The following is a 21448-nucleotide window of genomic DNA, read 5'->3' as shown; positions in this document are numbered from 1 at the left end:
GCGGCACACCCGCCCGGCCCGATAAGGCAGTCTTGTCCCCGTGCCCGAACCCGAAACCGGCAAGCCCGACGCCCCCGCCCAGCCCGCCCACTCGCACACCGCGACGCTCAAGCGGCTGGAGCAGTCCTCCGGATCGCTCGCCGCGCAGGCCATCGCGCGCATGGACGAGACGCTGCCGTGGTACCGGGCGATGCCACCGGAGAACCGTTCCTGGATCGGGCTGGTCGCCCAGGCCGGCATCGCCGCGTTCACCGAGTGGTTCCGGCGGCCGGACGCGCCCCAGGCCATCTCCACCGACGTGTTCGGCACCGCGCCGCGCGAGCTGACCCGGGCGATCACGCTGCGGCAGACCGTGGAGATGGTGCGGACCACCATCGAGGTGATGGAGTCCGCGATCGACGAGGTCGCCGCCCCCGGTGACGAGTCGGTGCTGCGCGAGGCGCTGCTCGTGTACGCGCGGGAGATCGCCTTCGCGACCGCCCAGGTGTACGCGCAGGCCGCCGAGGCACGCGGTGCCTGGGACGCGCGCCTGGAGTCGCTGGTGGTGAACGCCGTGCTCAGCGGGGAGGCCGACGAGGGGGCCGTGTCGCGGGCCGCCGCCCTCGGCTGGAACTCGCCGGAGCACGTGTGCGTCGTGCTGGGCACCGCTCCCGACGGGGACTCCGAGCTGACCGTGGAGGCCATCCGGCGGGCGGCCCGGCACGCCAAGCTCCAGGTGCTGACCGGGGTGCTCGGGGACCGCCTGGTGGTGATCGCGGGAGGCCGCAACGACCCGCTGGCGGTGGCGAAGTCGCTGATCGGGCCGTTTGCCCAGGGGCCGGTCGTCGCCGGGCCCGTGGTGCCGGATTTGCAGGCCGCGACCCGGTCAGCCCAGGCCGCCGCAGCCGGGCTCAAGGCGTGCACCGCCTGGCAGGACGCGCCGCGCCCGGTGCTCGCCGACGATCTGCTGCCCGAGCGCGCGATCGCCTCGGACCCCTCGGCCCGTGAGCAACTGGTGGAGGAGATCTACAGACCGCTGGAGGAGGCGGGGGCGGCGCTCCTGGAGACGCTCAGCGTCTATCTCGAACAGGCGAGCAGTCTGGAGGGTGCCGCCCGGATGCTCTTCGTTCACCCGAACACCGTGCGCTACCGGCTCCGACGTGTGACTGACGTCACCGGATGGTCGCCCTCTGATGTACGGTCTGCGTTCACACTGCGGATCGCGCTCATCCTGGGGCGTCTCGCCGACGGAGATCCGCAGTCCTAGGATTTTGTGCAGGGTCCACAAAACCCGCCCCTGTTCTTCGTCCCTGTCCCCACGGGCGGTCGTGGCCGTCCTCAAGAGAGAGTGTGAGAGTGCTCGTACTCGTCGCTCCCGGCCAGGGTGCCCAGACGCCCGGCTTCCTGACTGACTGGCTCGCCCTCCCCGGCGCCGCGGACCGCGTCGCCGCGTGGTCCGACGCCATCGGACTCGATCTCGCCCACTTCGGCACCAAGGCCGACGCGGACGAGATCCGAGACACGTCCGTGGCCCAGCCGCTGCTGGTCGCCGCCGGAATCCTCTCCGCCGCGGCACTCGGTGACATCTCCGACATCGCGCCCGGCGCGGTCGCGGGCCACAGCGTCGGCGAGATCACCGCGGCCGTCTTCGCGGGCGTCCTCGACGACACCGCCGCGCTGACCCTCGTACGCCGCCGTGGTCTGGCCATGGCCGAGGCCGCCGCGGTGACCGAGACCGGCATGTCGGCGCTGCTCGGCGGCGACCCCGAGGTGAGCGTCGCGCACCTGGAGAAGCTCGGCCTGACCCCGGCGAACGTGAACGGCGCCGGTCAGATCGTGGCGGCCGGCACCATGGCGCAGCTGGCCGCGCTGAGCGAGGACAAGCCCGAGGGCGTCCGCAAGGTCGTGCCGCTGAAGGTGGCCGGTGCCTTCCACACGCACCACATGGCGGCCGCGGTGGACAGCCTCGCCGAGGCCGCGAAGGCCCTGACGCCGGCCGACCCGAAGGTGACGTACGTCTCCAACAAGGACGGCCGGACCGTCGCCGCCGGCACCGAGGTGCTGGACCGGCTCGTCGGCCAGGTCGCCAACCCGGTGCGCTGGGACCTGTGCATGGAGACGTTCAAGGAACTGGGCGTCACCGCGGTCATCGAGGTGTGTCCGGGCGGCACGCTGACCGGGCTGGCCAAGCGGGCGCTGCCCGGCGTGCGGACGCTGGCCCTGAAGACCCCCGCCGACCTCGACGCGGCCCGCGAGCTCGTCGCCGAGCACACCCAGGCCTGACAAGGAGCGCGAGAGCATGTCGAAGATCAAGCCCAGCAAGGGCGCCCCGTACGCGCGCATCCTCGGCGTCGGCGGATACCGTCCGACCCGGGTGGTGCCGAACGAGGTGATCCTCGAGAAGATCGACTCGTCCGACGAGTGGATCCGCTCGCGCTCCGGCATCGAGACCCGGCACTGGGCCGGTCCCGAGGAGACCGTCGCCGCGATGTCCGTGGAGGCGTCCGGCAAGGCGCTCGCGGACGCCGGGATCGACGCCTCCCGGATCGGCGCCGTGGTCGTCTCGACCGTGTCGCACTTCAGCCAGACCCCGGCCATCGCCACCGAGATCGCCGACCGGCTCGGCACGGACAGGGCCGCGGCCTTCGACATCTCGGCGGGCTGCGCGGGCTTCGGCTACGGCCTGACCCTGGCCAAGGGCATGATCGTCGAGGGCTCGGCCGAGTACGTGCTGGTCATCGGCGTGGAGCGGCTCTCGGACCTGACCGACCTGGAGGACCGGGCCACGGCCTTCCTGTTCGGCGACGGGGCCGGCGCGGTGGTGGTCGGCCCGTCCCAGGAGCCGGCGATCGGTCCGACGGTCTGGGGCTCGGAGGGCGACAAGGCCGAAACGATCAAGCAGACGGTCCCCTGGGACCGCTTCCTCCCCCACCTCCGGCTCCGCTCCGGCGGGGGGACCCCCACCGGCGACGTCTCCGAACTGCCCGTCGACTCCGCGGGCAACGTCAAGTTTCCTGCGATCACGCAGGAGGGCCAGGCGGTGTTCCGCTGGGCCGTGTTCGAGATGGCGAAGGTCGCGCAGCAGGCGCTGGACGCGGCCGGGATCAGCCCGGACGACCTGGACGTCTTCATCCCGCACCAGGCCAACGTGCGGATCATCGACTCGATGGTGAAGACACTGAAGCTGCCGGAGCACGTCACGGTCGCCCGTGACATCCGCACCACCGGCAACACCTCGGCCGCCTCGATTCCGCTCGCCATGGAGCGGCTCCTGGCGACCGGCGACGCGAAGAGCGGCGACACCGCGCTCGTCATCGGCTTCGGGGCGGGTCTCGTCTACGCCGCGACGGTCGTTACCCTCCCCTAGGCACTCCGTGCCGGATCACGCGGTCCGGAACGGAGAGCAGCAACACCCGCCGCCGACGCGGCGGGCCGCCACACCCTCTGGACAACAAAGAAGGAGCGCCATCATGGCCGCCACTCAGGAAGAGATCGTCGCCGGTCTCGCGGAGATCGTGAACGAGATCGCCGGCATCCCGGTTGAGGACGTCCAGCTGGACAAGTCCTTCACCGACGACCTGGACGTCGACTCGCTGTCCATGGTCGAGGTCGTCGTCGCCGCCGAAGAGCGCTTCGACGTCAAGATCCCGGACGAGGACGTCAAGAACCTCAAGACCGTCGGCGACGCGACGAAGTACATCCTCGACCACCAGGCCTGATCTTCCGATACTCGGGCACACCCCGAGTATCGGGCAGATCCGGGCAGACTGCCCCGCCACCCGGCGGTGGCGCCGTACGAATCCGTATCCCGTTGGAGAAAGAATTCCCGTGAGCTCGACCAATCGCACCGTGGTCGTCACCGGTATCGGCGCAACCACACCGCTGGGTGGCGACGCAGCCTCGACCTGGGAGGGCCTGGTCGCCGGCACGTCCGGAGCCAAGCCCCTGGAGCAGGAGTGGGCCGCCGACCAGGCGGTCCGCATCGCCGCGCCCGCCGCCGTCGACCCCTCCGAGGTCATCCCGCGGCCGCAGGCCCGCCGCCTGGACCGCTCGGCGCAGTTCGCGCTGATCGCGGCGCAGGAGGCGTGGAAGGACGCCGGGTACGTCGGCAAGGCGGGCGAGAGCCCCGCCGAGGACGGCGCGGCCCACGTCGACCCCGACCGGCTCGGCGCGGTCATCGCCTCCGGCATCGGCGGCGTGACCACGCTGCTCGACCAGTACGACGTGCTGAAGGAGAAGGGCGTCCGCCGCGTCTCCCCGCACACCGTCCCCATGCTGATGCCGAACGGCCCCTCGGCCAACGTGGGCCTGGCCGTGGGCGCCCGCGCGGGCGTGCACACCCCGGTCTCGGCCTGCGCCTCGGGCGCCGAGGCCATCGGCTACGCCATCGAGATGATCCGCACCGGCCGCGCCGACGTCGTCGTCGCGGGTGGCACGGAGGCTGCGATCCACCCGCTGCCCATCGCCGCGTTCGGCAACATGATGGCGATGTCCAAGAACAACGACGACCCGCAGGGTGCCTCGCGCCCCTTCGACACGGCGCGCGACGGCTTCGTCCTCGGTGAGGGCGCCGGCGTCCTGGTCCTGGAGTCCGCCGAGCACGCCGCCGCGCGCGGCGCCCGCGTCTACGCGGAGGCGGTCGGCCAGGGCGTCTCCGCCGACAGCCACGACATCGTGCAGCCGGAGCCGGAGGGCCGCGGCATCTCCGCCGCGCTCCAGAACCTGCTGGACCGCAACGACCTGGACCCGGCGGAGATCGTGCACGTCAACGCGCACGCCACCTCGACGCCGGCCGGTGACATCGCCGAGCTGAAGGCGCTGCGCAAGGTCCTCGGCGACGACGTCGACCACATGGCGGTCTCCGCCACCAAGTCGATGACCGGTCACCTCCTCGGTGGCGCGGGCGGCGTGGAGTCGGTGGCGACCGTGCTCGCGCTGTACCACCGGGTGGCGCCGCCGACCATCAACGTGGAGAACCTCGACCCGGAGGCCGAGGCCAACGCGGACATCGTCCGCGGCGAGGCCCGGAAGCTGCCGGTCGAGGGCCGTATCGCCGCGCTGAACGACTCGTTCGGCTTCGGCGGCCACAACGTGGTGCTCGCGTTCCGGTCGGTCTGAGCGACCGCCGTACGCGCGTGAAGAGGGCCCCCACCGGACGGTGGGGGCCCTCTTCACGTGTGCGCGGGCCGGGTGGGGCGGGGCGTCACACCACCTGGTGCAGCCAGCGGACCGGGGCGCCCTCGCCCGCGTGGCGGAAGGGCTCCAGCTCGTCGTCCCAGGGCTTGCCGAGGAGCTTGGCGAGGTCCGACTCGAGGTCCGTCTCGCCGCGCTGGGAGCGGACCAGGGCGGCGCGCAGCCGGTCCTCGGGGATCATGATGTCGCCGTGCATGCCGGTGACGGCGTGGAAGATGCCGAGGTCCGGGGTGCAGCTGTAGCGCTCGCCCTCGGCGTTCGTGGAGGGTTCCGCGGTGACCTCGAAGCGCAGCAGTTGCCAGCCGCGCAGTGCGGAGGCGAGCTTGGAGGCGATGCCGGGCTGTCCCTGCCAGGAGAACTCCGAGCGCCAGGTGCCGGGCGCGGCGGGCTGTCGGATCCAGTCCAGGCCGACGCGGGTGCCGAGCACCCCGGCGATGGCCCACTCGACGTGCGGGCACAGCGCGCGCGGCGCGGAGTGCACGTACAGGACTCCACGTGTCGTCACCGGAACCTCCGGGCTGAGCGGGACATCTCGGAACGGGGTGGAACGGCCGTGACCGGGCGGGCCACGTTGATGGCGAGGCTACCGTGCGACGGGGCAAGGAGTGTGACGTACCGTCGGTCCCGCCGCCGACAAACCTCCGCCATTCACCCGGCAGGACGCTTGTACGGGTGTGAGACGTTGCATCGCCGGCGTCGGGAACCCTCGCGCGGTGTCATGGGTTGAGCACGGTGGAGGCACGAGGCGAGGGGTGGGACCGGTATGGGGCGAGGGACGGAGCAGGGGACGCGGTACGGGCGCCGCCGGGCGCGTGCCGCGCTCGCCGTGCTGACCGCCGCCGTCCTGGGCGCGGGTGCGGCGGGCTGTGACGCGGCGGGCGGCGACTCCCCCGCTCCGTCCGGCAGCCCGTCGAAGCGGACGAGGACGGCGCCCGCCTGGGACCCGAGCCCGGCGTCCGTCGCCGCCGTGGGCGACTCCATCACGCGCGGCTTCGACGCCTGCGCGGTGCTGTCGGACTGCCCGGAGGTGTCGTGGGCGACCGGCAGCAGTGCGAAGGTCGACTCGCTCGCCGTACGGCTGCTGGGGAAGGCGGACGCGGCCGGGCACAGCTGGAACTACGCGGTGACCGGGGCCCGGATGGCGGATCTGACCGCTCAGGTGACGCGGGCGGCGCGGCGCGAGCCGGAGCTGGTGGCGGTGATGGCCGGGGCGAACGACGCGTGCCGGTCCACGACCTCGGCGATGACGCCGGTGGCGGACTTCCGGGCCCAGTTCCAGGAGGCGATGGCCACCCTGCGCGCGAAGCTCCCCAAGGCGCAGGTGTACGTGTCGAGCATCCCGGACCTGAAGCGGCTGTGGTCCCAGGGGCGCACCAACGCGCTGGGCAAGCAGGTGTGGAAGCTGGGCCTGTGCCCGTCGATGCTGGGCGACGCGGACTCCATGGACGCGGCGGCGACCCTGCGGCGCAACACGGTGCGGGACCGGGTGGAGGACTACAACGAGGTGCTGCGGGAGGTCTGCGCGAAGGACCGGCGGTGCCGCACCGACGACGGCGCGGTGCACGCGTACCGGTTCGGCACGGACCAGTTGAGCCACTGGGACTGGTTCCACCCGAGCGTGGACGGCCAGGCGCGGCTGGCGGAGATCGCCTACCGCGCGGTCACCGCGAAGAGTCCCTGACCCGGCCGCTGACCTGGGCGTGTCCTAGAGTTCCGCCCATGAGCGAACTCTTCGGCACCCTGTCCGACGGCACCCCGGTACACCGCTGGACCCTGGAGCGGGCCGGCGTACGGGTACGGGTCCTGTCGTACGGCGGGATCGTGCAGTCGGCCGAGGTCCCGGACCGGGACGGCGACACCGCCGACGTGGTGCTGGGGTTCGCGGACCTGGACGGCTATCTGACGCACCCGGAGCCCTACTTCGGCGCGCTGGTCGGGCGGTACGCCAACCGGATCGCGGGCGGGCGCTTCCCGCTGGACGACCGGACGTACGCGCTGGCGCTCAACGACGGGCCGAACTCGCTGCACGGCGGCGAGCGCGGCTTCGACAAGCGCGTGTGGGACGTGGAACCGGTCGCCCACGGCGTCCGGCTGAGCCGGGTCTCCCCGCACGGCGAGGAGGGCTTCCCGGGGCGCCTGGAGATGTCGGCGACGTACACGCTGGACGGGTCGGGCGCGCTGCGGATCGGGTACGAGGCGGTCACGGACGCGCCGACGGTGCTGAACCCGACCAACCACAGCTACTTCAACCTGGGCGGCTCCGGGCACACGGGCGGGCACGAACTGCGGCTGGCCGCCTCCCGGATCACGCCGGTCGACGCCGCCCTGATCCCGACGGGCGGCCTGGACGACGTGACGGACACCCGCTTCGACTTCCGGCGGGCGCGCAAGATCGGCTCGGGCTACGACCACAACTTCGTCCTCGACAAGGGCGTGACCGCCACTGCCGAGGAGGTCGCCGAGCTGTACGACCCGGCGTCGGGGCGGGTGCTCACGGTGGCGACGACCGAGCCGGGGCTCCAGCTGTACACCGCCGACCACCTGGGCGCGCCCTTCGCCCCCGGTGACGGCGTCGCGCTGGAGACCCAGCACTTCCCGGACTCCCCGAACCGGCCCGGCTTCCCGAGCACGGTGCTGCGGCCGGGCGAGGTGTTCCGCTCGGAGACGGTGTACGGCTTCTCGGTCCGCCGGTAGGCCCCCGGGAGGGCTGAGCCCCGGCCCGGCCGTCAGGTCCCGGACCGGGGCTGTTCACGGGGGACGCGCTCGCGGGCGTCCCGCGTCAGACGGTAATCGCCGCGGTGATCCGGCGGTCCGCGATCGGGTGTGCGATCAGGAGTTCGTACGAACCCTTCACAAACGGCCACGAGTCGGTCGGTCACGCGCCATGGCGCATCCCCCTTCCGTCACGCGATACTGCCGCCGTTCCGGCAGCACCCCACGGCGACGGAAGGACCTGGACTCCCTTGGCACCTCTACGTGTTCGGATCGGCGTACTCGGACTGGCCCTGGTGGCGGGGCTCGCGGCCCCCACGACGGCGACGGCGGCCGGGGCGGCTCCCCCGGCGGGCGCCGCCCCCGCACCGACCGTCGAGGAGCGGCGGCTCGACGGGGACGTGCCCCAGGAGATCCTGCGGCGCTCCGGATTCGCCGCGGTGGCACCGGCGTTCGCCCGGGGGCTCGGGCGCGCGGACTCCTACCGCGAGGCGAGTGCCGTCGTGGCGCACGAGGGCGCGGCGCTGTGGCGGCGGGCGGTGGACCGGGTGCAGGGGCGCGGGCCGGCCCGCGGGGACCTCAGCCGCGACGACGACCGGCCGCTGTACTGGGCGCGGCTCGGGATGACGCGGGAACTGCGCACCTGGGAGCCCGGGTTCGCGCTGAGCGAGCGGCAGCGGGCCGCGCTGCTGACGGAGCTGGAGCGCGCCTCGCGCGGCCAGCGCGACCTGCGCCTGCCGCGCGACGGACACGGCGGGCACCGCAAGGGGCTGAAGCGGGTGCTGCTCACCGGCTTCGACCCGTTCACGCTGGACCGGGACATCCGGATCTCCAACCCGTCCGGCGCCGTCGCGCTCGCGCTGGACGGCACGGTGATCGACACCCCGGGCGGTCCCGCCCGGGTGGAGACGGCCGTGTTCCCGGTGCGCTGGCGGGACTTCGCCGAGGGGGCGGTGGAGCGGGCGCTGCGGCCGTACCTCCCCCGTGTCGACCTGTTCACCACGGTGAGCCAGGGCCGGGTCGGGCGGTTCGACGTGGAGCGGACCAACGGGGCCTGGCGGGGCGGCTTCCCGGACAACGACAACGTCTCCCGCACGGAGACCGTCCCGGTGGCGGACCCGGCCTCGCAGCCGCAGTGGACGACGACCACGCTGCCGTACGCGGCGATCACGGCCGCGGACACCGGCCGCTTCCCGGTGTACGACAACACGAGAGTGACGGAGATCCCGGCGGGAGGCACCGAGGCGGTCGTACGACCCGACGGGCCCACGCCCGGTTCGACGGCCCGGGAGGGCGGCGGCGGGAACTACCTCTCCAACGAGATCGCCTACCGCGCGACGCTGCTGCGGGACCGGCTCGGGCTGCGCGGCACGCTGCCGGGCGGGCACGTGCACACACCGGTGCTGCAATTCGGGGCCGGGAACACCGATCCGGCGACCGGGTCGGTCACCGACCCGGAGTTCGTGCGCAACCGGCTGGACATCGTGGCGCAGACCCGGGCGATCGTGGCCGTAGCGGTCAGTGCCTCGGGGCCGGAGCGGGGCTGACCGCCGGGTCGGCCGGGCCGTCCCCGGTCCGGTCCTCGGCGCCGTCGCGGGTCTCCTCGCCCAGCAGTTCCCGGGCGAGGAGCGTGGCGCCCGCGACCGCGCCCGGCATCAGGAACACGGCGACGAACGGCACCAGGAAGGACACGCCCAGCGGGGTGCCGAAGCCCCAGACCAGCATCCTGCGGGAGCGCAGCAGGGCGAGGCGGTCGCGCAGTTCGACCCCGCGGCGCTGGAGGGCGACGGCGGCCAGCTCCTCGGTGAGGAAGAAGCCGGTGACGAAGAAGCCGACCACCGGGACCACGGTCTGGCCGACGACCGGGATGAACCCCAGCGCGAAGAGCAGCACGCCCCAGAGCGCGGCGCGGACCAGGATCCGCAGGCTGTCGCGGCCGGAGATCCACAGCTCGCGCCAGAGCGGCAGGCCGGACTCGGGAGCGGTGCCGTCCGGGGAGACGTCCCGGTCGACGCGCTCGGAGAGGGCCTCGTAGAAGGGCTGGCCGACCAGCAGGGTGACCGCGGTGAAGGTGAGCACGGCCAGGAGCAGGGCCAGGGCGAAGAGCACGGCGGTGAGGAAGCCGCGGAAGAGCCCGAGCCAGGGGCTCGACCAGTCGTCGGCGAAGGGGGTCGCCCAGCCGACGACGTCCTCGCCCCACAGCGCGAGCGCGACCAGCACGCCCACGTACAGGACCAGGGTGATCAGGCCCGGGACGAGCCCGAAGCCGTAGCTCCGGCCGTGCCGGGCCACCCACCGCTGGCCCTTGAGAAGGTGGCCGAACCCCGCCCCGAGATCACGCATGGGCGGCACTCTACCGGTCGGCGCGCCCGCCCCTTCTCGCTCAGGCGAGCGTCACGGTGATGTCGCCGCGGGTCGCCTTCGAGTACGGGCAGACCTGGTGGGCCTTCTCGACCAGCGACCGCGCGGTGGCGGCGTCGACGGACGGGATCTCGGCGGAGATCTCGACGATGATCCCGAAGCCGTCGTCGTTCTTGCCGATCCCGACCTTCGCGGTGACGGTGGAACCGGTGATGTCGGCGCCCTCCTGGCGGGCCACGACGCCGAGCGCGCCCTGGAAGCAGGCGCTGTACCCGGCGGCGAACAGCTGCTCCGGGTTGGTGCCGGCGCCGTTGCCGCCCATCTCCTTGGGCGGGTTCACGACGACGTCGAGCTTGCCGTCGTCGGTGGCCACCCGGCCGTCGCGGCCGTTCTCGGCGGTGGCGACGGCGGTGTAGAGGACTTCGGACTGCTGGATGGGCATACGGGTGTCTTCCTCCTCGGTCCGCCGTGACTCGCGCCCACGATCACGACGGATTTCGGAATGACGCTACCGCATGCCGGAAGTCCAGTGAAGCCCGTCCTCTCCCTGCCGGAGGTCAGAGGAGGTCAGAGCTTGACGATCATCTTTCCGGTGTTGTCGCCGCGCAGGACCCCGAGGAACGCCTCCAGGTTGTTCTCGATGCCCTCGACGACCGTCTCGCGGTACTTCAGCGCGCCCTCGCGGACCCAGGGGCCGACCTCCTCGACGAACTGCGGCTGGAGGTCGTAGTGGTCGCCGACCAGGAAGCCCTCGATGCGGCCGCGGGTCTGGATGAGGCGGGCGAGGTTCTTCGGGCCGGGCGCGGGCTCGGTGTTGTTGTAGACGGAGATCGCGCCGCAGATGGCGATGCGGCCGTTGAGGTTGAGGGAGCCGATGGCGGCCTCCAGGTGGTCGCCGCCCACGTTGTCGAAGTAGACGTCGACGCCGTCCGGGGCGGCGGCCCGCAGCTGCTCGCTCACCGGGCCGTTCTTGTAGTTGAAGGCGGCGTCGAAGCCGTACTCGTCGAGGAGCAGCTTGACCTTCTCGTCCGAGCCGGCCGAGCCGATGACCCGCGAGGCGCCCTTGAGCTTGGCGATCTGGCCCACCTGGCTGCCGACGGCACCCGCGGCGCCGGAGACGAAGACGGAGTCGCCCTCCTTGAAGGCGGCCGTGCGCAGCAGACCGGCGTAGGCGGTGAGCCCGGTCATGCCGAGCACGCCCAGGTACGTCGACAGCGGCGCCGCGTCCGGGTCCACCTTGACGGCGTTGCCCGCGTCCACGGCGGCGTACTCGCGCCAGCCGAAGAAGTGCAGGACGTGGTCGCCGACGGCGAGGCCCTCGGCGTTGGAGGCGACGACCTCGCCGACCGCGCCGCCCAGCATGGGCTTGCCCAGCTCGTAGGGGGCGGCGTAGGACTTGGCGGCACTCATGCGCCCGCGCATGTAGGGGTCGACGGAGACGTACAGGTTGCGTACCAGCACCTGTCCGTCACCCGGGGCGGGGACCTCCGCCTCGACGAGCGCGAAGTCCTCGGGCTTGGGCCAGCCGACCGGGCGGGTGACCAGGTGCCACTCGCGGTTGACGGCGGGGAGGGCGGGGGAGTCGGTCATGAGGCACCTTTCCTGGGGCTTGCTCGGGGTTTGCCTGCCGAGAATGTTTCAGGCTCTGAAACAACCATGCGGCTGAACATTTCAGGTTGTCAAACAAATGGGTACCCTGGATTCCATGGCCCCACCACGCGACACCACGCACCGACCCGACGCTCTCACCCTCGAAGTCGTCGAGCTGATCGGTGAGGTCGTGGCCCGCTTCCACGCGGACTACGAGGAGGCGGCGGCGGAGCGCGCCCTGACCGGGGCGCAGGCCAAGCTGCTGAGCCTGCTGTCGCTGGAGCCGCTGCCGATGCGGAAGCTGGCCCAGAAGCTGAAGTGCGAGCCGTCGAACGTCACGGGGATCGTGGACCGGCTGGAGGCGCGGGGGCTGGTCGAGCGCCGACCCGACCCCGGCGACCGCCGGGTGAAGGTCGCGGCGGCCACGGAGGAGGGCCGCCGGGTGGCACGGGGGCTGCGGGAGTCCCTGCGCTTCGCCCGGGAGCCGCTGGCGGGACTGTCGGAGGGCGAGCGGATGGCCCTCCGGGACGCGCTGCGCCTGATGGTCGGGGAGGGCTCGCGGGAGGGCTGACCCTCACCGCCCAGTGTCAGGCGTGGCGCGGGCGAGGCAGCAGGGCGAACGCGCTCTCCGCAATCGCGGTCAGGCGGTCGGGGCTGTGGCCGTACGCGCCTACGACATCGGTCCCGCGGACGAGGGTCAGCAGAAGGTACGCAAGGTCGTCGGCGTCCGCGTCGGGGTCGATGTCGCCGTTGCGCTGCGCCGCTCGCAGGCACTCGGCCACCGCTGACGCGACCACGGTGAAGCAGTCGTTGGCCACGCGTTGCACCTCGGCGTCGGAGGCGCCGATCTCCAGGGCCATCTTGGCGGCGAAGCAGGCCGCCGCCGCCCGGTCGGGGGCGGGGGGCACGTCGGCAGCGAGTGGCACGCCGTGGACGGCGCGGAGCAAGTACGCGTGCAGTCGTTCCAGGGCGCCCTCGTCCGGTCCGGCGAGTGCCTGCGGCACAAACTGCCCCAGCCGGGCGAAGTACCCGGCCATCGCCCGCAGCAGCACGCCGTGCTTGCCGTCGAACGCGGCGTAGAGGCTGCCGCGGCCCAGGCCGGTGGCGGCGCTGATGTCGTCGACGCTCGTGCCGTTGTACCCCGAGGTGCGGAACTGCCGCTCGGCGGCATGGAGGACGTGGTCGGGGTCGAAGCTTCGCGGTCTCGCCATACCTCGACGGTAAAGCCGGCCCGGCATATTTGACAACCCAGTACAGAACCGCCTAGGTTTCTGACTGTTCAGTACATAACTGTCCTGAGCTCATCGGACAGGCTGCGGGCACCCCTGGCGCCAGGCAGGCCGGCGAGGCCCGGTCCCGGCGCGGGGCCCCTCCCGCACCGCGAACATCCCGTGACGGTCACCGACCGCATCCTCGGCTTTCCGCACAGCCGCTCCCCCTCCCACCGCCCAGAACTCAAAGGGTTGACCGAACCATGACTGATCAGGACAGGCAGGAGGCCACGACTGTGGCGCCTCCTCCGTACGCGAGCGACGCACTGGCCGAGGGGACCGTCGACGTGGTGGTGATCGGCGGGGGCGCCGCGGGGCTGAACGGTGCGCTGATCCTCGCCCGCTCCCGCCGCTCGGTCGTCGTGATCGACAGCGGCTCTCCGCGCAACGCGCCCGCGGAGGCCATGCACGGCTTCATCGTCCTGGACGGCACCCCGCCGTTCGAGATCCTTCGCCGGGGCCGGGAGCAGGTGCGCCAGTACGGCGGACGCGTCGTGTTCGGCGAGGTGGCCTCGGCCGAGTCCGCCGCCCCGTCGGCGGACGGGGACCTGCGGTTCACCGTCACCCTGGCCGACGGCCGCCGCATCACCGCCCGCCGCATCCTGGTGGCCACCGGCCTCACGGATGTGCTGCCGCAGGTGCCCGGGCTCGCCGAGCACTGGGGGCACGGTGTGGTGCACTGCCCGTACTGCCACGGCTGGGAGGTGCGCGACGAGCCCATCGGCATCCTCGCCACCGGCCCCGCCTCCGTCGGCCACGCGTATCTGTTCCGCCAGCTGACCGAGGACCTGACCTACTTCACCCACGGCACCGAACTGGACGAGGACAGCCGCGCCCGCTTCGCCGCCCGCGGCATCCGCGTCATCGACACCCCGGTCACCGAGGTCGTCGGCGACGAGGACGGTGCCCTCGCGGGGGTGCGCCTGGCCGACGGCCGGGTCGTGGCCCGCCGCGTCCTCGCGGTCACCCCGCGGATGGAGGCCCGCACCCGGGGCCTGGAGGGTCTGGGCCTGCAGGTGCAGGATCTGCCGAACCACATGGGCCGCGGTGTCGCCTCCGGCACGGCCGGCTCCACCGAGGTGCCGGGGGTGTGGGTGGCCGGCAACGCCACCGATCCGGTCGCCCAGGTCGGGGCCTCCGCAGCGGCCGGCGCGCTGGCCGGTGACTACATCAACAGGATGCTGGCCACCGCGGACACCGACGCGGCCGTCCGGGGGAGCCACTGATGTCCTTCCTTGCGAACACCCCCGTGGAGAAGATGACCGGGCCGTACGCGCGGCGCTGGTGGGCACTGCTCGTGCTGTGCCTGAGCCTGCTGATCACGGTGATGGCGAATACGTCGCTGATCGTCGCCGCCCCCGACATGACCACCGACCTGGGCCTGAGCAGCAGTGATCTGCAGTGGGTCGTCGACAGCTACACCGTTCCGTACGCGGCGCTGATGCTGGTGCTCGGCGCGATCGGCGACAAGTACAGCCGGCGCGGCGCGCTGGTCCTCGGACTGCTGATCTTCGCCGGCGGTTCGGTGATGGGGAGCATGGTCGACGAGACCTCGCTGGTCGTCGTGGCCCGCGCGATCATGGGTGTGGGCGCCGCGGTCGTGATGCCGGCCACGCTGTCCCTGGTGGTCGCGACCTTCCCCCGGAGCGAGCGGGCCAAGGCCATCACCGCCTGGGCCGCGACCTCCGGGGTGGCGATAGCCGTCGGCCCGCTGGTCTCCGGCTGGCTGCTCGAAGACCACGCCTGGGGCTCGACCTTCCTGATCAACGTGCCGATCGCCGTCCTCGCCGTGTTCGGCGCGCTCGCCCTGGTACCGCCGTCCAAGGCGGAGGGCATGGGCCGGATCGACTACGTCGGCGGTCTGCTGTCGATCGTCACCGTCGGCTCCCTGATCTACGCCGCCATCGAGGGCCCGCACGCCGGCTGGGGCGTCGGCCCCGTCACCGCCGCCGTGGTCGCCGGTGTCGGTCTCGTCGCCTTCGTCGCCTGGGAGCTGCGGCACCCGCACCCGATGCTGGACGTCCGGAAGTTCGCGCTGCGGCCCTTCAGCGGCTCGATGCTCGCGGTGATGTTCTTCTTCTTCGGCATGTTCGCCGTCATCTACTACGCGACGCAGTTCCTGCAGTTCGTCCTCGGCTACGGCGCCCTGGACACGGGTGTACGGCTGCTGCCGCTGGGCGGTGCGGTGTTCCTCGGGTCCGCGGTGACCGGGGTGCTCGCCCCGAAGCTGGGGGTGCGGGTGATGGCCGTGACCGGCCTGGCCCTCGGCACGGCGGGCATGTTCCTGCTCACCCAGATCGACCAGGGGTCGACGTACGGGGACTTCCTGGCGCCGCTGATGATGCTGGGCCTCGCGCTCGGACTGGCCATCTCCCCGGCGACCGACACGATCATGGGTTCCTTCCCCGAGTCCGAGCTGGGCGTCGGCGGCGGGGTCAACGACACCGCGCTGGAACTCGGCGGGGCGCTGGGCATCGCGGTGCTGGGCTCGCTGCTGGGCACGGCCTACCGGGACGAGCTGACCGACCTGGTCGGCAACCGGCTCCCGGGCGAGGCGATGGAGACCGCCAAGGACTCGGTCGGCGCCGGTCTGGCCGTCGCGGAGCGGGTCGGGCAGGACCCCTCCGCCGGGCCCCAGCAGGCCCAGGCCGCCGTGGACGCCGTGCACCAGGCCTTCGCCCACGGAGTCGCCCAGACCAGCCTCATCGGCGGGATCATCATGGCCGCCGGAACACTGATCGTCCTCGCCATCCTGCCGGGCCGGCGCGGATTCGCGCAGCAGAGCGCCGGGCCGGGGGCCGGGACGACGGCGAGCAAGGCGGCGGCTGAGCGGGAGCACACCGGGGCCACCCGCTAGCTCGCCGGCGGGGCGTCCGCGAAACGCCTTACGTGCACCACCACAGGAACCGGTCGCAGGTTTGCGTCGGGGTCGGGTCCGGGGACTGGGGCGGGGTGGGGGTCGTCGTCGGGGGTGGGGGGTCGTCGGACTCGGGGGGTGACGGGTCCGGGTTCGCGGGGTCGGTCGGGGCCGGGGAGTGGGGGCGGGAGGACGGTGCAGGGGCGGAGCCGGTCGCCGTCCCGGGCTCCGTCGTCGCGGTGGAGGACGACGGGGACGGCGACACCGTTGTCGACGCCGATGCGTCGGGGGACGGGGTGCCCGAGGCCGTGGTCGTCGGCGAGGGGGCGTCGACCGGGACCGCCGACGCCCCCTCCCCCACCTCTTCCCTCGCCTCGCCGTCCGTGGTCTCGCCGCCCGCCGCGGCCGGCTTGTCCGGGGAGTGCGGGGCGTCCGTGCCGAGTTCGGCGAGGCTCAGTCCGCCGGCGGCCAGGACGAAGCCCGCGGCGACCAGCAGGGTCCGGCGGCGGCGCCTGCGGTGTGCGGCGGCCTTGCGGTCGCGGCGGCTGGACCGGTCGCCGGGGGTGGCGTCGTCCGTACCGTCGCCGGAGTTCTCGTCGGGCGCCGCCGCCTCGTCCGCGCGTCGCGGCGGGATCTCCTCACGCGCCGTCAGGTGAGCGTCCGGGGCGCCGAGTTCCTGGGCGGGCGTGCCGCACCCCGGGCAGGCGAGGGCGCCGTTGAGGTGCCGTCGGCACGGGTGGCAGTAGTCCATGACGCGGGAAGATTAAGTTCCGGGACGGGCGCGTTCCTAGAGGCCACTGTGAAGGTTGTGTGGGGAAGCACGCGAGGCGGCCGCTCCCCGACTTTCGAAACTGCCGAAACCGTTATGTGTCCGACCCATTGACACTCCGCGCACCCCGTCCTTACTGTCACGCCAGCATTTCGAACGAGTGACGAAATATCGAACAGAGTGAAGGGCAGCCTCCGTGCGCATCACCGGAATCAGCACACACGTGGTCGGGACGCCGTGGCGCAACCTGACCTACGTCCAGGTGCACACCGACGAGGGCATCACCGGAGTCGGCGAGACCCGGATGCTGGGGCACACCGACGCGCTCCTCGGCTATCTGAAGGAGGCCGAGGCCAACCACATTCTCGGCTCCGACCCGTTCGCTGTCGAGGACCTGGTCCGCCGCATGAAGTACGGCGACTACGGCCGCGCGGGCGAGATCGTGATGTCCGGCATCGCGGTCGTCGAGATGGCGTGCTGGGACATCAAGGGCAAGGCCCTCGGCGTCCCCGTGTGGCAGCTGCTGGGCGGGAAGGTCACCGACAAGGTCAAGGCGTACGCCAACGGGTGGTACACCACCGAGCGGACGCCGGAGGCGTACCACAAGGCCGCGCAGGGGGTCATGGAGCGCGGATACCGGGCGCTGAAGATCGACCCGTTCGGCACCGGGCACTTCGAGCTGGACCAGCAGCAGACGAACTACGCGGTGTCGCTGATCGAGGCCGTGCGGGACGCCATCGGGCCCGACGCCGAGCTGATGCTGGAGATGCACGGCCGGTTCTCGCCCTCCACGGCCGTCCGGCTCGCGCGGGAACTCGCGCCGTTCAAGCCGGCCTGGCTGGAGGAGCCGGTGCCGCCGGAGAACCTCAAGGCGCTGAAGAAGGTCGCCGAGAAGGTCGAGATCCCGGTCGCCACCGGTGAGCGCATCCACGACCGGATCGAGTTCCGCGAGCTGTTCGAGGACCAGTCGGTGGACGTCATCCAGCCCGACGTCGGTCACATCGGCGGCATCTGGGAGACCCGGAAGCTGGCCGCGACCGCCGAGACGCACTACACGCTGGTCGCCCCGCACAACGTCGGCGGGTCCGTGCTCACCGCCGCCAGCCTCCAGGTCGGGTTCACCTCGCCGAACTTCAAGATCCTGGAGCACTTCAACGACTTCGCGGACGCGGAGATCAAGAAGGTGGTGAAGGGCGCCCCGCAGGTGGACCCGGAGGACGGGTGCTTCCACCTGTCCGACGCGCCCGGTCTCGGGGTCGAGCTGGACACCGACGCGGCGGCCGAGTTCCCGCAGCAGCAGGCGCGGTTCGACCTGTGGGCCGAGGGCTGGGAGAAGCGCGCCCCCAAGGGGACCGGGGCATGAGCGGCGCGGTCGTCGTCGAGGCACCGGGCGAGCACCGGCTGGTGCCGCACGAGCCGCGCGAACCGGGGCCCGGCGAGGCGCTGGTGCGGGTGCACGCCGCCGGGATCTGCGGCAGCGACCGGGAGGTCTACCAGGGCAACCGCCCCGAGGGGTACGTGCGGTACCCGCTCACCCCCGGACACGAGTGGTCCGGGACCGTGGAGCGGGTCGGCGCCGGGGTGCCGGACGCGCTCGCCGGCCGGAAGGTCGTCGGCGAGGGCTTCCGCAACTGCCAGGTGTGCGACCGCTGCCACGCGGGCGAGACGACGCTGTGCACGGCCGGGTACGAGGAGACCGGGTTCACCCAGCCGGGCGCCATGGCGCCGACGCTGACGCTGCCCGCCCGGCTGCTGCACGTCCTGCCCGAGGACGCCGACCTCACCGGCGCCGCCCTGCTGGAGCCCGCGGCCTGCATCGCCGCCGCCGCGCTGAAGGCGAACGCCCGGCCCGGCGAGCGGGTCGCCGTGGTCGGCACGGGCACGCTCGGCATGTTCGCCGTGCAGTTCCTGCGGGCCGCCTCCCCGGCCGAGCTGCTGGTCGTCGGGACGCGCGGCGACCGGGAGGCGCTGGCCCGGCAGTTCGGCGCGACCGACTTCCGCACCAAGGACCGGCCGCTCCCCGACGACGTCGACGTCGTGATCGAGACCGCCGGGTCCGCGGACGCCGCCCGCACCGCCGCCGCGCTGCTGCGCCGGGGCGGACGGCTGGTGCTGACCGGCATCCCCGCGCCGGGCGCCGACGGCCTCGACCCGACCGACCTGGTCGTACGGCAGCTGGAGGTGCACACGGTCTTCGGGGCGCCGCCGGACGCCTGGGCGCACACGGTGCGGGTCTTCGCGGCCGGTCTGCTCGATCCGCGGCCCCTGGTGACGCACGAACTGCCGCTCGCCGACTTCTCGCAGGCCATCGAACTGGTGGGTTCCGGCGACCCGAAGGTCGGCAAGGTGCTGCTGCGCCCGGACGCCCACCCCTGAGCCGTACGCCGGTGCGGCGGCGACCTGACGGCCTCCCCACCGGCGTACACCCACCGGACCGGACGTCGCCCGCCCGCGCCACCCGCGCCCACGGCCGCGAACCTCGTCCGACATATCGAACACTAAGGAACGCTTGTGACCGACGCTTCCGCCACGGCCGCCGCACGCAGGCCCGGTGAGCAGGCCCTCACCGCCCTCGGCCTGGCCGTGCCCGCCCCCGATCCCGCCGACGCCTCGCCGCACTCCTTCCCGGGCGGCGGCCGCTGGCGCACCGAGATCCCCTCCTGCGAGGGGCCGGAGGCGCTGGGGGTGGTGCTCAAGGAGTCCTCCCGCCTGGACGTGCCGATCCACCGGATCAGCCAGGGCAGCGGCGTGTGGATGCTGACCGACGCCGAGATCACCGAGATGGTCGAGGCCACCGCCGAACGCGACATCGAGCTGTGCCTGTTCACCGGCCCGCGCGGCACCTGGGACATCGGCGGCTCCACCCGGACCGACTCGGGCGGCGCGGGCCTGCGCGCCCGCGGCCACGACGCGGTCGCCGGATGCGTCGAAGACGCCGTACGGGCCACCGAGTTGGGCGTCGCGTGCCTGCTCGTCGCCGACGAGGGCGTGCTGTGGACCCTGCACCGGGCCCGCGCCGCCGGCATCCTCCCCGCCGGCACCACGCTGAAGCTCTCGGCGCTCGTCGGGCCGGTCAACCCGGCCTCGTACGCGGTGTACGAGCGGCTGGGCGCCGACTCCATCAACGTGCCCAGCGACCTGACGCTGGATCACCTGACCGAAATACGGCGGGTTTCGGCCGCGCCGATGGACATGTACATCGAGGCTCCCGACGACCTCGGCGGCTATGTGCGCATGTACGAGGTGGCCGAGCTGATCCGGCGCGGCGCCCCGCTGTATCTGAAGTTCGGCCTGTCCAAGGCGCCCGGCATCTATCCGTACGGCCACCACCTGCGGGAACTGACGCTGGCCACCGCGAAGGAGCGGGTGCGGCGCGGCCGGCTCGCCCTGGACCTGCTCGCCCGGCACGGCGCGGACGGCGACATGGCGCCGCTCGGCACCCGACTGCCGGGGTCGCTCAACCGGTTCGAGATCTCGTCATAACGTTCCGGAAACTTCCTTCTCAAAAGACGACACGACCGCGCACAATCCCACACACCTGCCTCGCCGACCCAGTCCTCACATCAAGGATGATGACCATGCGCAACCGCAGAGCCGCTCTCGCCGCGATAGCCTCCGTCGCCTCGCTCGCCCTCACGCTGACCGCCTGCGGCCAGGACAGCGAGGGCGGCAGCGAGGACAACAAGTCAGGCAGCGACGGCGCCACCGTGGGCATCGCGATGCCGACCAAGTCCTCCGAGCGCTGGATCACCGACGGCGCCAACGTCGAGAAGGAACTGAAGGCCAAGGGCCTCAAGACCAAGCTCGTCTACGGCGAGGACGACCCGGACCAGCAGGTCTCGCAGATCGAGAACATGATCACGCAGGGTGTGGACGCGCTGATCGTCGCCGCGATCGACAACAAGTCCCTCGGCAACGTCATGCAGCAGGCCAAGGACGCCGACATCCCGGTCATCTCCTACGACCGGCTGATCCTCGGCACGGAGAACGTCGACTACTACGCCTCGTTCGACAACGAGAAGGTCGGCGAGCTCCAGGGCGGCTACATCGTCGACAAGCTCGGCCTGAAGGCCGGCAAGAAGGGCCCGTTCAACATCGAGCTGTTCGCCGGCTCCAACGACGACAACAACACCAAGTACTTCTTCAACGGCGCCATGAAGGTGCTGAAGCCGTACCTGGACAAGGGCCAGCTGGTCGTCCGCTCCAAGCAGACCGCGCTCAACCAGGTCACCACCCTGCGCTGGGACGGCGGCACCGCGCAGAAGCGCATGGACGACCTGCTCACCTCCACCTACCGCAGCGCCCGGGTCGACGCGGTGCTCTCGCCCTACGACGGCATCTCCATCGGCATCCTGTCCGCCCTGAAGTCGGACGGCTACGGCTCCGGCAGCAAGGCCATGCCGGTCGTCACCGGCCAGGACGCCGAGATCGCCTCGGTGAAGTCGATCAAGACGGGCCAGCAGACCCAGACCGTCTTCAAGGACCTGCGCGAGCTGGCCAAGGTCGCCGCGAACATGGTCGACGCGGTCCTGAACGACAAGAAGCCCGAGGTCAACGACACCAAGTCGTACGACAACGGCTCCAAGGTCGTCCCCGCCTACCTGCTTCAGCCGGTCAGCGTCGACAAGTCCAACTACGAGAAGACCCTGGTCGACGGCGGTTACTACACCGCCGACCAGCTCAACTGACCGGGACCCCTCAAGGATTGGAAGGCAC

Annotated in this window: 21 protein-coding genes; 15 read left to right on the top strand and 6 right to left on the bottom strand. The window is 72.2% G+C overall.

What is annotated here, in order from left to right:
- Nucleotides 1–40: 40 nt before the first annotated feature.
- The 5 genes from fasR (at nt 41) to ACIRGB_RS26900 (ending at nt 5097) form a co-directional block, all read left to right on the top strand.
- Nucleotides 41–1246: a fatty acid biosynthesis transcriptional regulator FasR gene (gene fasR / locus ACIRGB_RS26920; RefSeq protein WP_403870134.1), complete on the top strand. Its 1206-nt coding sequence runs from the start codon at nt 41–43 to the stop codon at nt 1244–1246.
- Between the two features lie 89 nt (nt 1247–1335).
- Complete coding sequence (locus ACIRGB_RS26915; RefSeq protein ID WP_403870131.1) at nt 1336–2262, top strand: ACP S-malonyltransferase; 927 nt, start codon at nt 1336–1338, stop codon at nt 2260–2262.
- A 16-nt stretch (nt 2263–2278) separates the two neighbouring features.
- Nucleotides 2279–3346 carry a ketoacyl-ACP synthase III gene (locus ACIRGB_RS26910; protein ID WP_403870128.1) on the top strand — a complete coding sequence of 356 codons (1068 nt, stop codon included), beginning with the start codon at nt 2279–2281 and terminating at the stop codon, nt 3344–3346.
- Between the two features lie 103 nt (nt 3347–3449).
- A complete protein-coding gene (locus tag ACIRGB_RS26905; RefSeq protein WP_052842858.1) occupies nt 3450–3698 on the top strand; it encodes an acyl carrier protein in 249 nt (82 codons plus the stop codon).
- A gap of 109 nt (nt 3699–3807) precedes the next feature.
- On the top strand, nt 3808–5097 hold the full coding sequence (locus ACIRGB_RS26900) for a beta-ketoacyl-[acyl-carrier-protein] synthase family protein (protein WP_403870125.1): 1290 nt from the start codon (nt 3808–3810) through the stop codon (nt 5095–5097).
- 85 nt (nt 5098–5182) lie between these two features.
- On the opposite strand, the gene ACIRGB_RS26895 is transcribed toward ACIRGB_RS26900, so the two are convergent.
- Entirely contained in the window at nt 5183–5677 is a 495-nt protein-coding gene (locus ACIRGB_RS26895; protein WP_403870122.1) for a DUF3145 domain-containing protein, read from the bottom strand.
- Between the two features lie 258 nt (nt 5678–5935).
- Here ACIRGB_RS26895 and ACIRGB_RS26890 point away from each other — a divergent pair, with 258 nt between their 5' ends.
- The 3 genes from ACIRGB_RS26890 to ACIRGB_RS26880 all read left to right on the top strand — a co-directional run bounded on the left by ACIRGB_RS26890 (nt 5936) and on the right by ACIRGB_RS26880 (nt 9431).
- Complete coding sequence (locus ACIRGB_RS26890) at nt 5936–6853, top strand: SGNH/GDSL hydrolase family protein (RefSeq protein WP_403870119.1); 918 nt, start codon at nt 5936–5938, stop codon at nt 6851–6853.
- Between the two features lie 38 nt (nt 6854–6891).
- Nucleotides 6892–7866: an aldose epimerase family protein gene (locus tag ACIRGB_RS26885; RefSeq protein WP_403870116.1), complete on the top strand. Its 975-nt coding sequence runs from the start codon at nt 6892–6894 to the stop codon at nt 7864–7866.
- A 269-nt stretch (nt 7867–8135) separates the two neighbouring features.
- Nucleotides 8136–9431 (top strand): pyroglutamyl peptidase, encoded by a 1296-nt coding sequence (locus ACIRGB_RS26880; RefSeq protein WP_403870113.1) that lies wholly within the window; start codon nt 8136–8138, stop codon nt 9429–9431.
- On the opposite strand, the gene ACIRGB_RS26875 is transcribed toward ACIRGB_RS26880, so the two are convergent.
- The 3 genes from ACIRGB_RS26875 to ACIRGB_RS26865 all read right to left on the bottom strand — a co-directional run bounded on the left by ACIRGB_RS26875 (nt 9403) and on the right by ACIRGB_RS26865 (nt 11835).
- Nucleotides 9403–10227: an EI24 domain-containing protein gene (locus ACIRGB_RS26875; protein ID WP_403870111.1), complete on the bottom strand. Its 825-nt coding sequence runs from the start codon at nt 10225–10227 to the stop codon at nt 9403–9405. The two genes, ACIRGB_RS26880 and ACIRGB_RS26875, sit on opposite strands and share 29 nt — an antisense overlap.
- A 40-nt stretch (nt 10228–10267) precedes the next feature.
- Complete coding sequence (locus ACIRGB_RS26870) at nt 10268–10687, bottom strand: organic hydroperoxide resistance protein (protein WP_104630995.1); 420 nt, start codon at nt 10685–10687, stop codon at nt 10268–10270.
- Between the two features lie 125 nt (nt 10688–10812).
- Complete coding sequence (locus ACIRGB_RS26865) at nt 10813–11835, bottom strand: NADP-dependent oxidoreductase (protein WP_403870107.1); 1023 nt, start codon at nt 11833–11835, stop codon at nt 10813–10815.
- Between the two features lie 115 nt (nt 11836–11950).
- Between ACIRGB_RS26865 and ACIRGB_RS26860 the strand changes: the two genes are divergently transcribed.
- Nucleotides 11951–12406 carry a MarR family winged helix-turn-helix transcriptional regulator gene (locus tag ACIRGB_RS26860; protein ID WP_403870104.1) on the top strand — a complete coding sequence of 152 codons (456 nt, stop codon included), beginning with the start codon at nt 11951–11953 and terminating at the stop codon, nt 12404–12406.
- Between the two features lie 16 nt (nt 12407–12422).
- On the opposite strand, the gene ACIRGB_RS26855 is transcribed toward ACIRGB_RS26860, so the two are convergent.
- Complete coding sequence (locus ACIRGB_RS26855; protein WP_403870101.1) at nt 12423–13046, bottom strand: TetR/AcrR family transcriptional regulator; 624 nt, start codon at nt 13044–13046, stop codon at nt 12423–12425.
- Nucleotides 13047–13309: 263 nt separating this feature from the next.
- Between ACIRGB_RS26855 and ACIRGB_RS26850 the strand changes: the two genes are divergently transcribed.
- Both ACIRGB_RS26850 and ACIRGB_RS26845 read left to right on the top strand, forming a co-directional pair.
- Nucleotides 13310–14332 carry an NAD(P)/FAD-dependent oxidoreductase gene (locus tag ACIRGB_RS26850; RefSeq protein ID WP_403870098.1) on the top strand — a complete coding sequence of 341 codons (1023 nt, stop codon included), beginning with the start codon at nt 13310–13312 and terminating at the stop codon, nt 14330–14332.
- Entirely contained in the window at nt 14332–15963 is a 1632-nt protein-coding gene (locus tag ACIRGB_RS26845) for an MFS transporter (protein ID WP_403870095.1), read from the top strand. Before ACIRGB_RS26850 ends, ACIRGB_RS26845 begins: the two co-directional genes overlap by 1 nt.
- A gap of 28 nt (nt 15964–15991) precedes the next feature.
- Here the strand turns inward: ACIRGB_RS26845 and ACIRGB_RS26840 are convergent, their stop codons facing one another.
- On the bottom strand, nt 15992–16714 hold the full coding sequence (locus ACIRGB_RS26840; RefSeq protein WP_403870093.1) for a hypothetical protein: 723 nt from the start codon (nt 16712–16714) through the stop codon (nt 15992–15994).
- A 214-nt stretch (nt 16715–16928) separates the two neighbouring features.
- On the opposite strand from ACIRGB_RS26840, the gene ACIRGB_RS26835 reads away from it, so the two are divergent.
- The 4 genes from ACIRGB_RS26835 to chvE all read left to right on the top strand — a co-directional run bounded on the left by ACIRGB_RS26835 (nt 16929) and on the right by chvE (nt 21420).
- Nucleotides 16929–18095 (top strand): mandelate racemase/muconate lactonizing enzyme family protein, encoded by a 1167-nt coding sequence (locus ACIRGB_RS26835; protein ID WP_393638407.1) that lies wholly within the window; start codon nt 16929–16931, stop codon nt 18093–18095.
- Nucleotides 18092–19108: a zinc-binding dehydrogenase gene (locus tag ACIRGB_RS26830; RefSeq protein ID WP_403870090.1), complete on the top strand. Its 1017-nt coding sequence runs from the start codon at nt 18092–18094 to the stop codon at nt 19106–19108. Before ACIRGB_RS26835 ends, ACIRGB_RS26830 begins: the two co-directional genes overlap by 4 nt.
- A gap of 135 nt (nt 19109–19243) precedes the next feature.
- The gene (locus ACIRGB_RS26825; RefSeq protein ID WP_403870087.1) at nt 19244–20215 is read left to right on the top strand and encodes a hypothetical protein; all 972 of its coding nucleotides are present in this window, start codon (nt 19244–19246) and stop codon (nt 20213–20215) included.
- Nucleotides 20216–20310: 95 nt separating this feature from the next.
- The gene (gene chvE, locus ACIRGB_RS26820; RefSeq protein WP_403870084.1) at nt 20311–21420 is read left to right on the top strand and encodes a multiple monosaccharide ABC transporter substrate-binding protein; all 1110 of its coding nucleotides are present in this window, start codon (nt 20311–20313) and stop codon (nt 21418–21420) included.
- Nucleotides 21421–21448 lie beyond the last annotated feature (28 nt).

The organism is Streptomyces sp. NPDC102490 (assembly GCF_044765285.1).
Lineage (GTDB): Bacteria > Actinomycetota > Actinomycetes > Streptomycetales > Streptomycetaceae > Streptomyces.
Note: the sequence above shows the minus strand (reverse complement) of the source record. Positions and strands in the feature narration are given on the sequence as shown.

Coding starts and splice junctions, on each gene's coding strand:
- ACIRGB_RS26890 (WP_403870119.1), top strand. CDS start 5,936: ATGGGGCGAGGGACGGAGCAGGGGACGCGGTACGGGCGCCGCCGGGCG.
- ACIRGB_RS26855 (WP_403870101.1), bottom strand. CDS start 13,046: ATGGCGAGACCGCGAAGCTTCGACCCCGACCACGTCCTCCATGCCGCC.
- ACIRGB_RS26870 (WP_104630995.1), bottom strand. CDS start 10,687: ATGCCCATCCAGCAGTCCGAAGTCCTCTACACCGCCGTCGCCACCGCC.
- ACIRGB_RS26850 (WP_403870098.1), top strand. CDS start 13,310: ATGACTGATCAGGACAGGCAGGAGGCCACGACTGTGGCGCCTCCTCCG.
- ACIRGB_RS26875 (WP_403870111.1), bottom strand. CDS start 10,227: ATGCGTGATCTCGGGGCGGGGTTCGGCCACCTTCTCAAGGGCCAGCGG.
- ACIRGB_RS26830 (WP_403870090.1), top strand. CDS start 18,092: ATGAGCGGCGCGGTCGTCGTCGAGGCACCGGGCGAGCACCGGCTGGTG.
- ACIRGB_RS26845 (WP_403870095.1), top strand. CDS start 14,332: ATGTCCTTCCTTGCGAACACCCCCGTGGAGAAGATGACCGGGCCGTAC.
- ACIRGB_RS26910 (WP_403870128.1), top strand. CDS start 2,279: ATGTCGAAGATCAAGCCCAGCAAGGGCGCCCCGTACGCGCGCATCCTC.
- ACIRGB_RS26905 (WP_052842858.1), top strand. CDS start 3,450: ATGGCCGCCACTCAGGAAGAGATCGTCGCCGGTCTCGCGGAGATCGTG.
- ACIRGB_RS26885 (WP_403870116.1), top strand. CDS start 6,892: ATGAGCGAACTCTTCGGCACCCTGTCCGACGGCACCCCGGTACACCGC.
- chvE (WP_403870084.1), top strand. CDS start 20,311: ATGCGCAACCGCAGAGCCGCTCTCGCCGCGATAGCCTCCGTCGCCTCG.
- ACIRGB_RS26865 (WP_403870107.1), bottom strand. CDS start 11,835: ATGACCGACTCCCCCGCCCTCCCCGCCGTCAACCGCGAGTGGCACCTG.
- ACIRGB_RS26860 (WP_403870104.1), top strand. CDS start 11,951: ATGGCCCCACCACGCGACACCACGCACCGACCCGACGCTCTCACCCTC.
- ACIRGB_RS26840 (WP_403870093.1), bottom strand. CDS start 16,714: ATGGACTACTGCCACCCGTGCCGACGGCACCTCAACGGCGCCCTCGCC.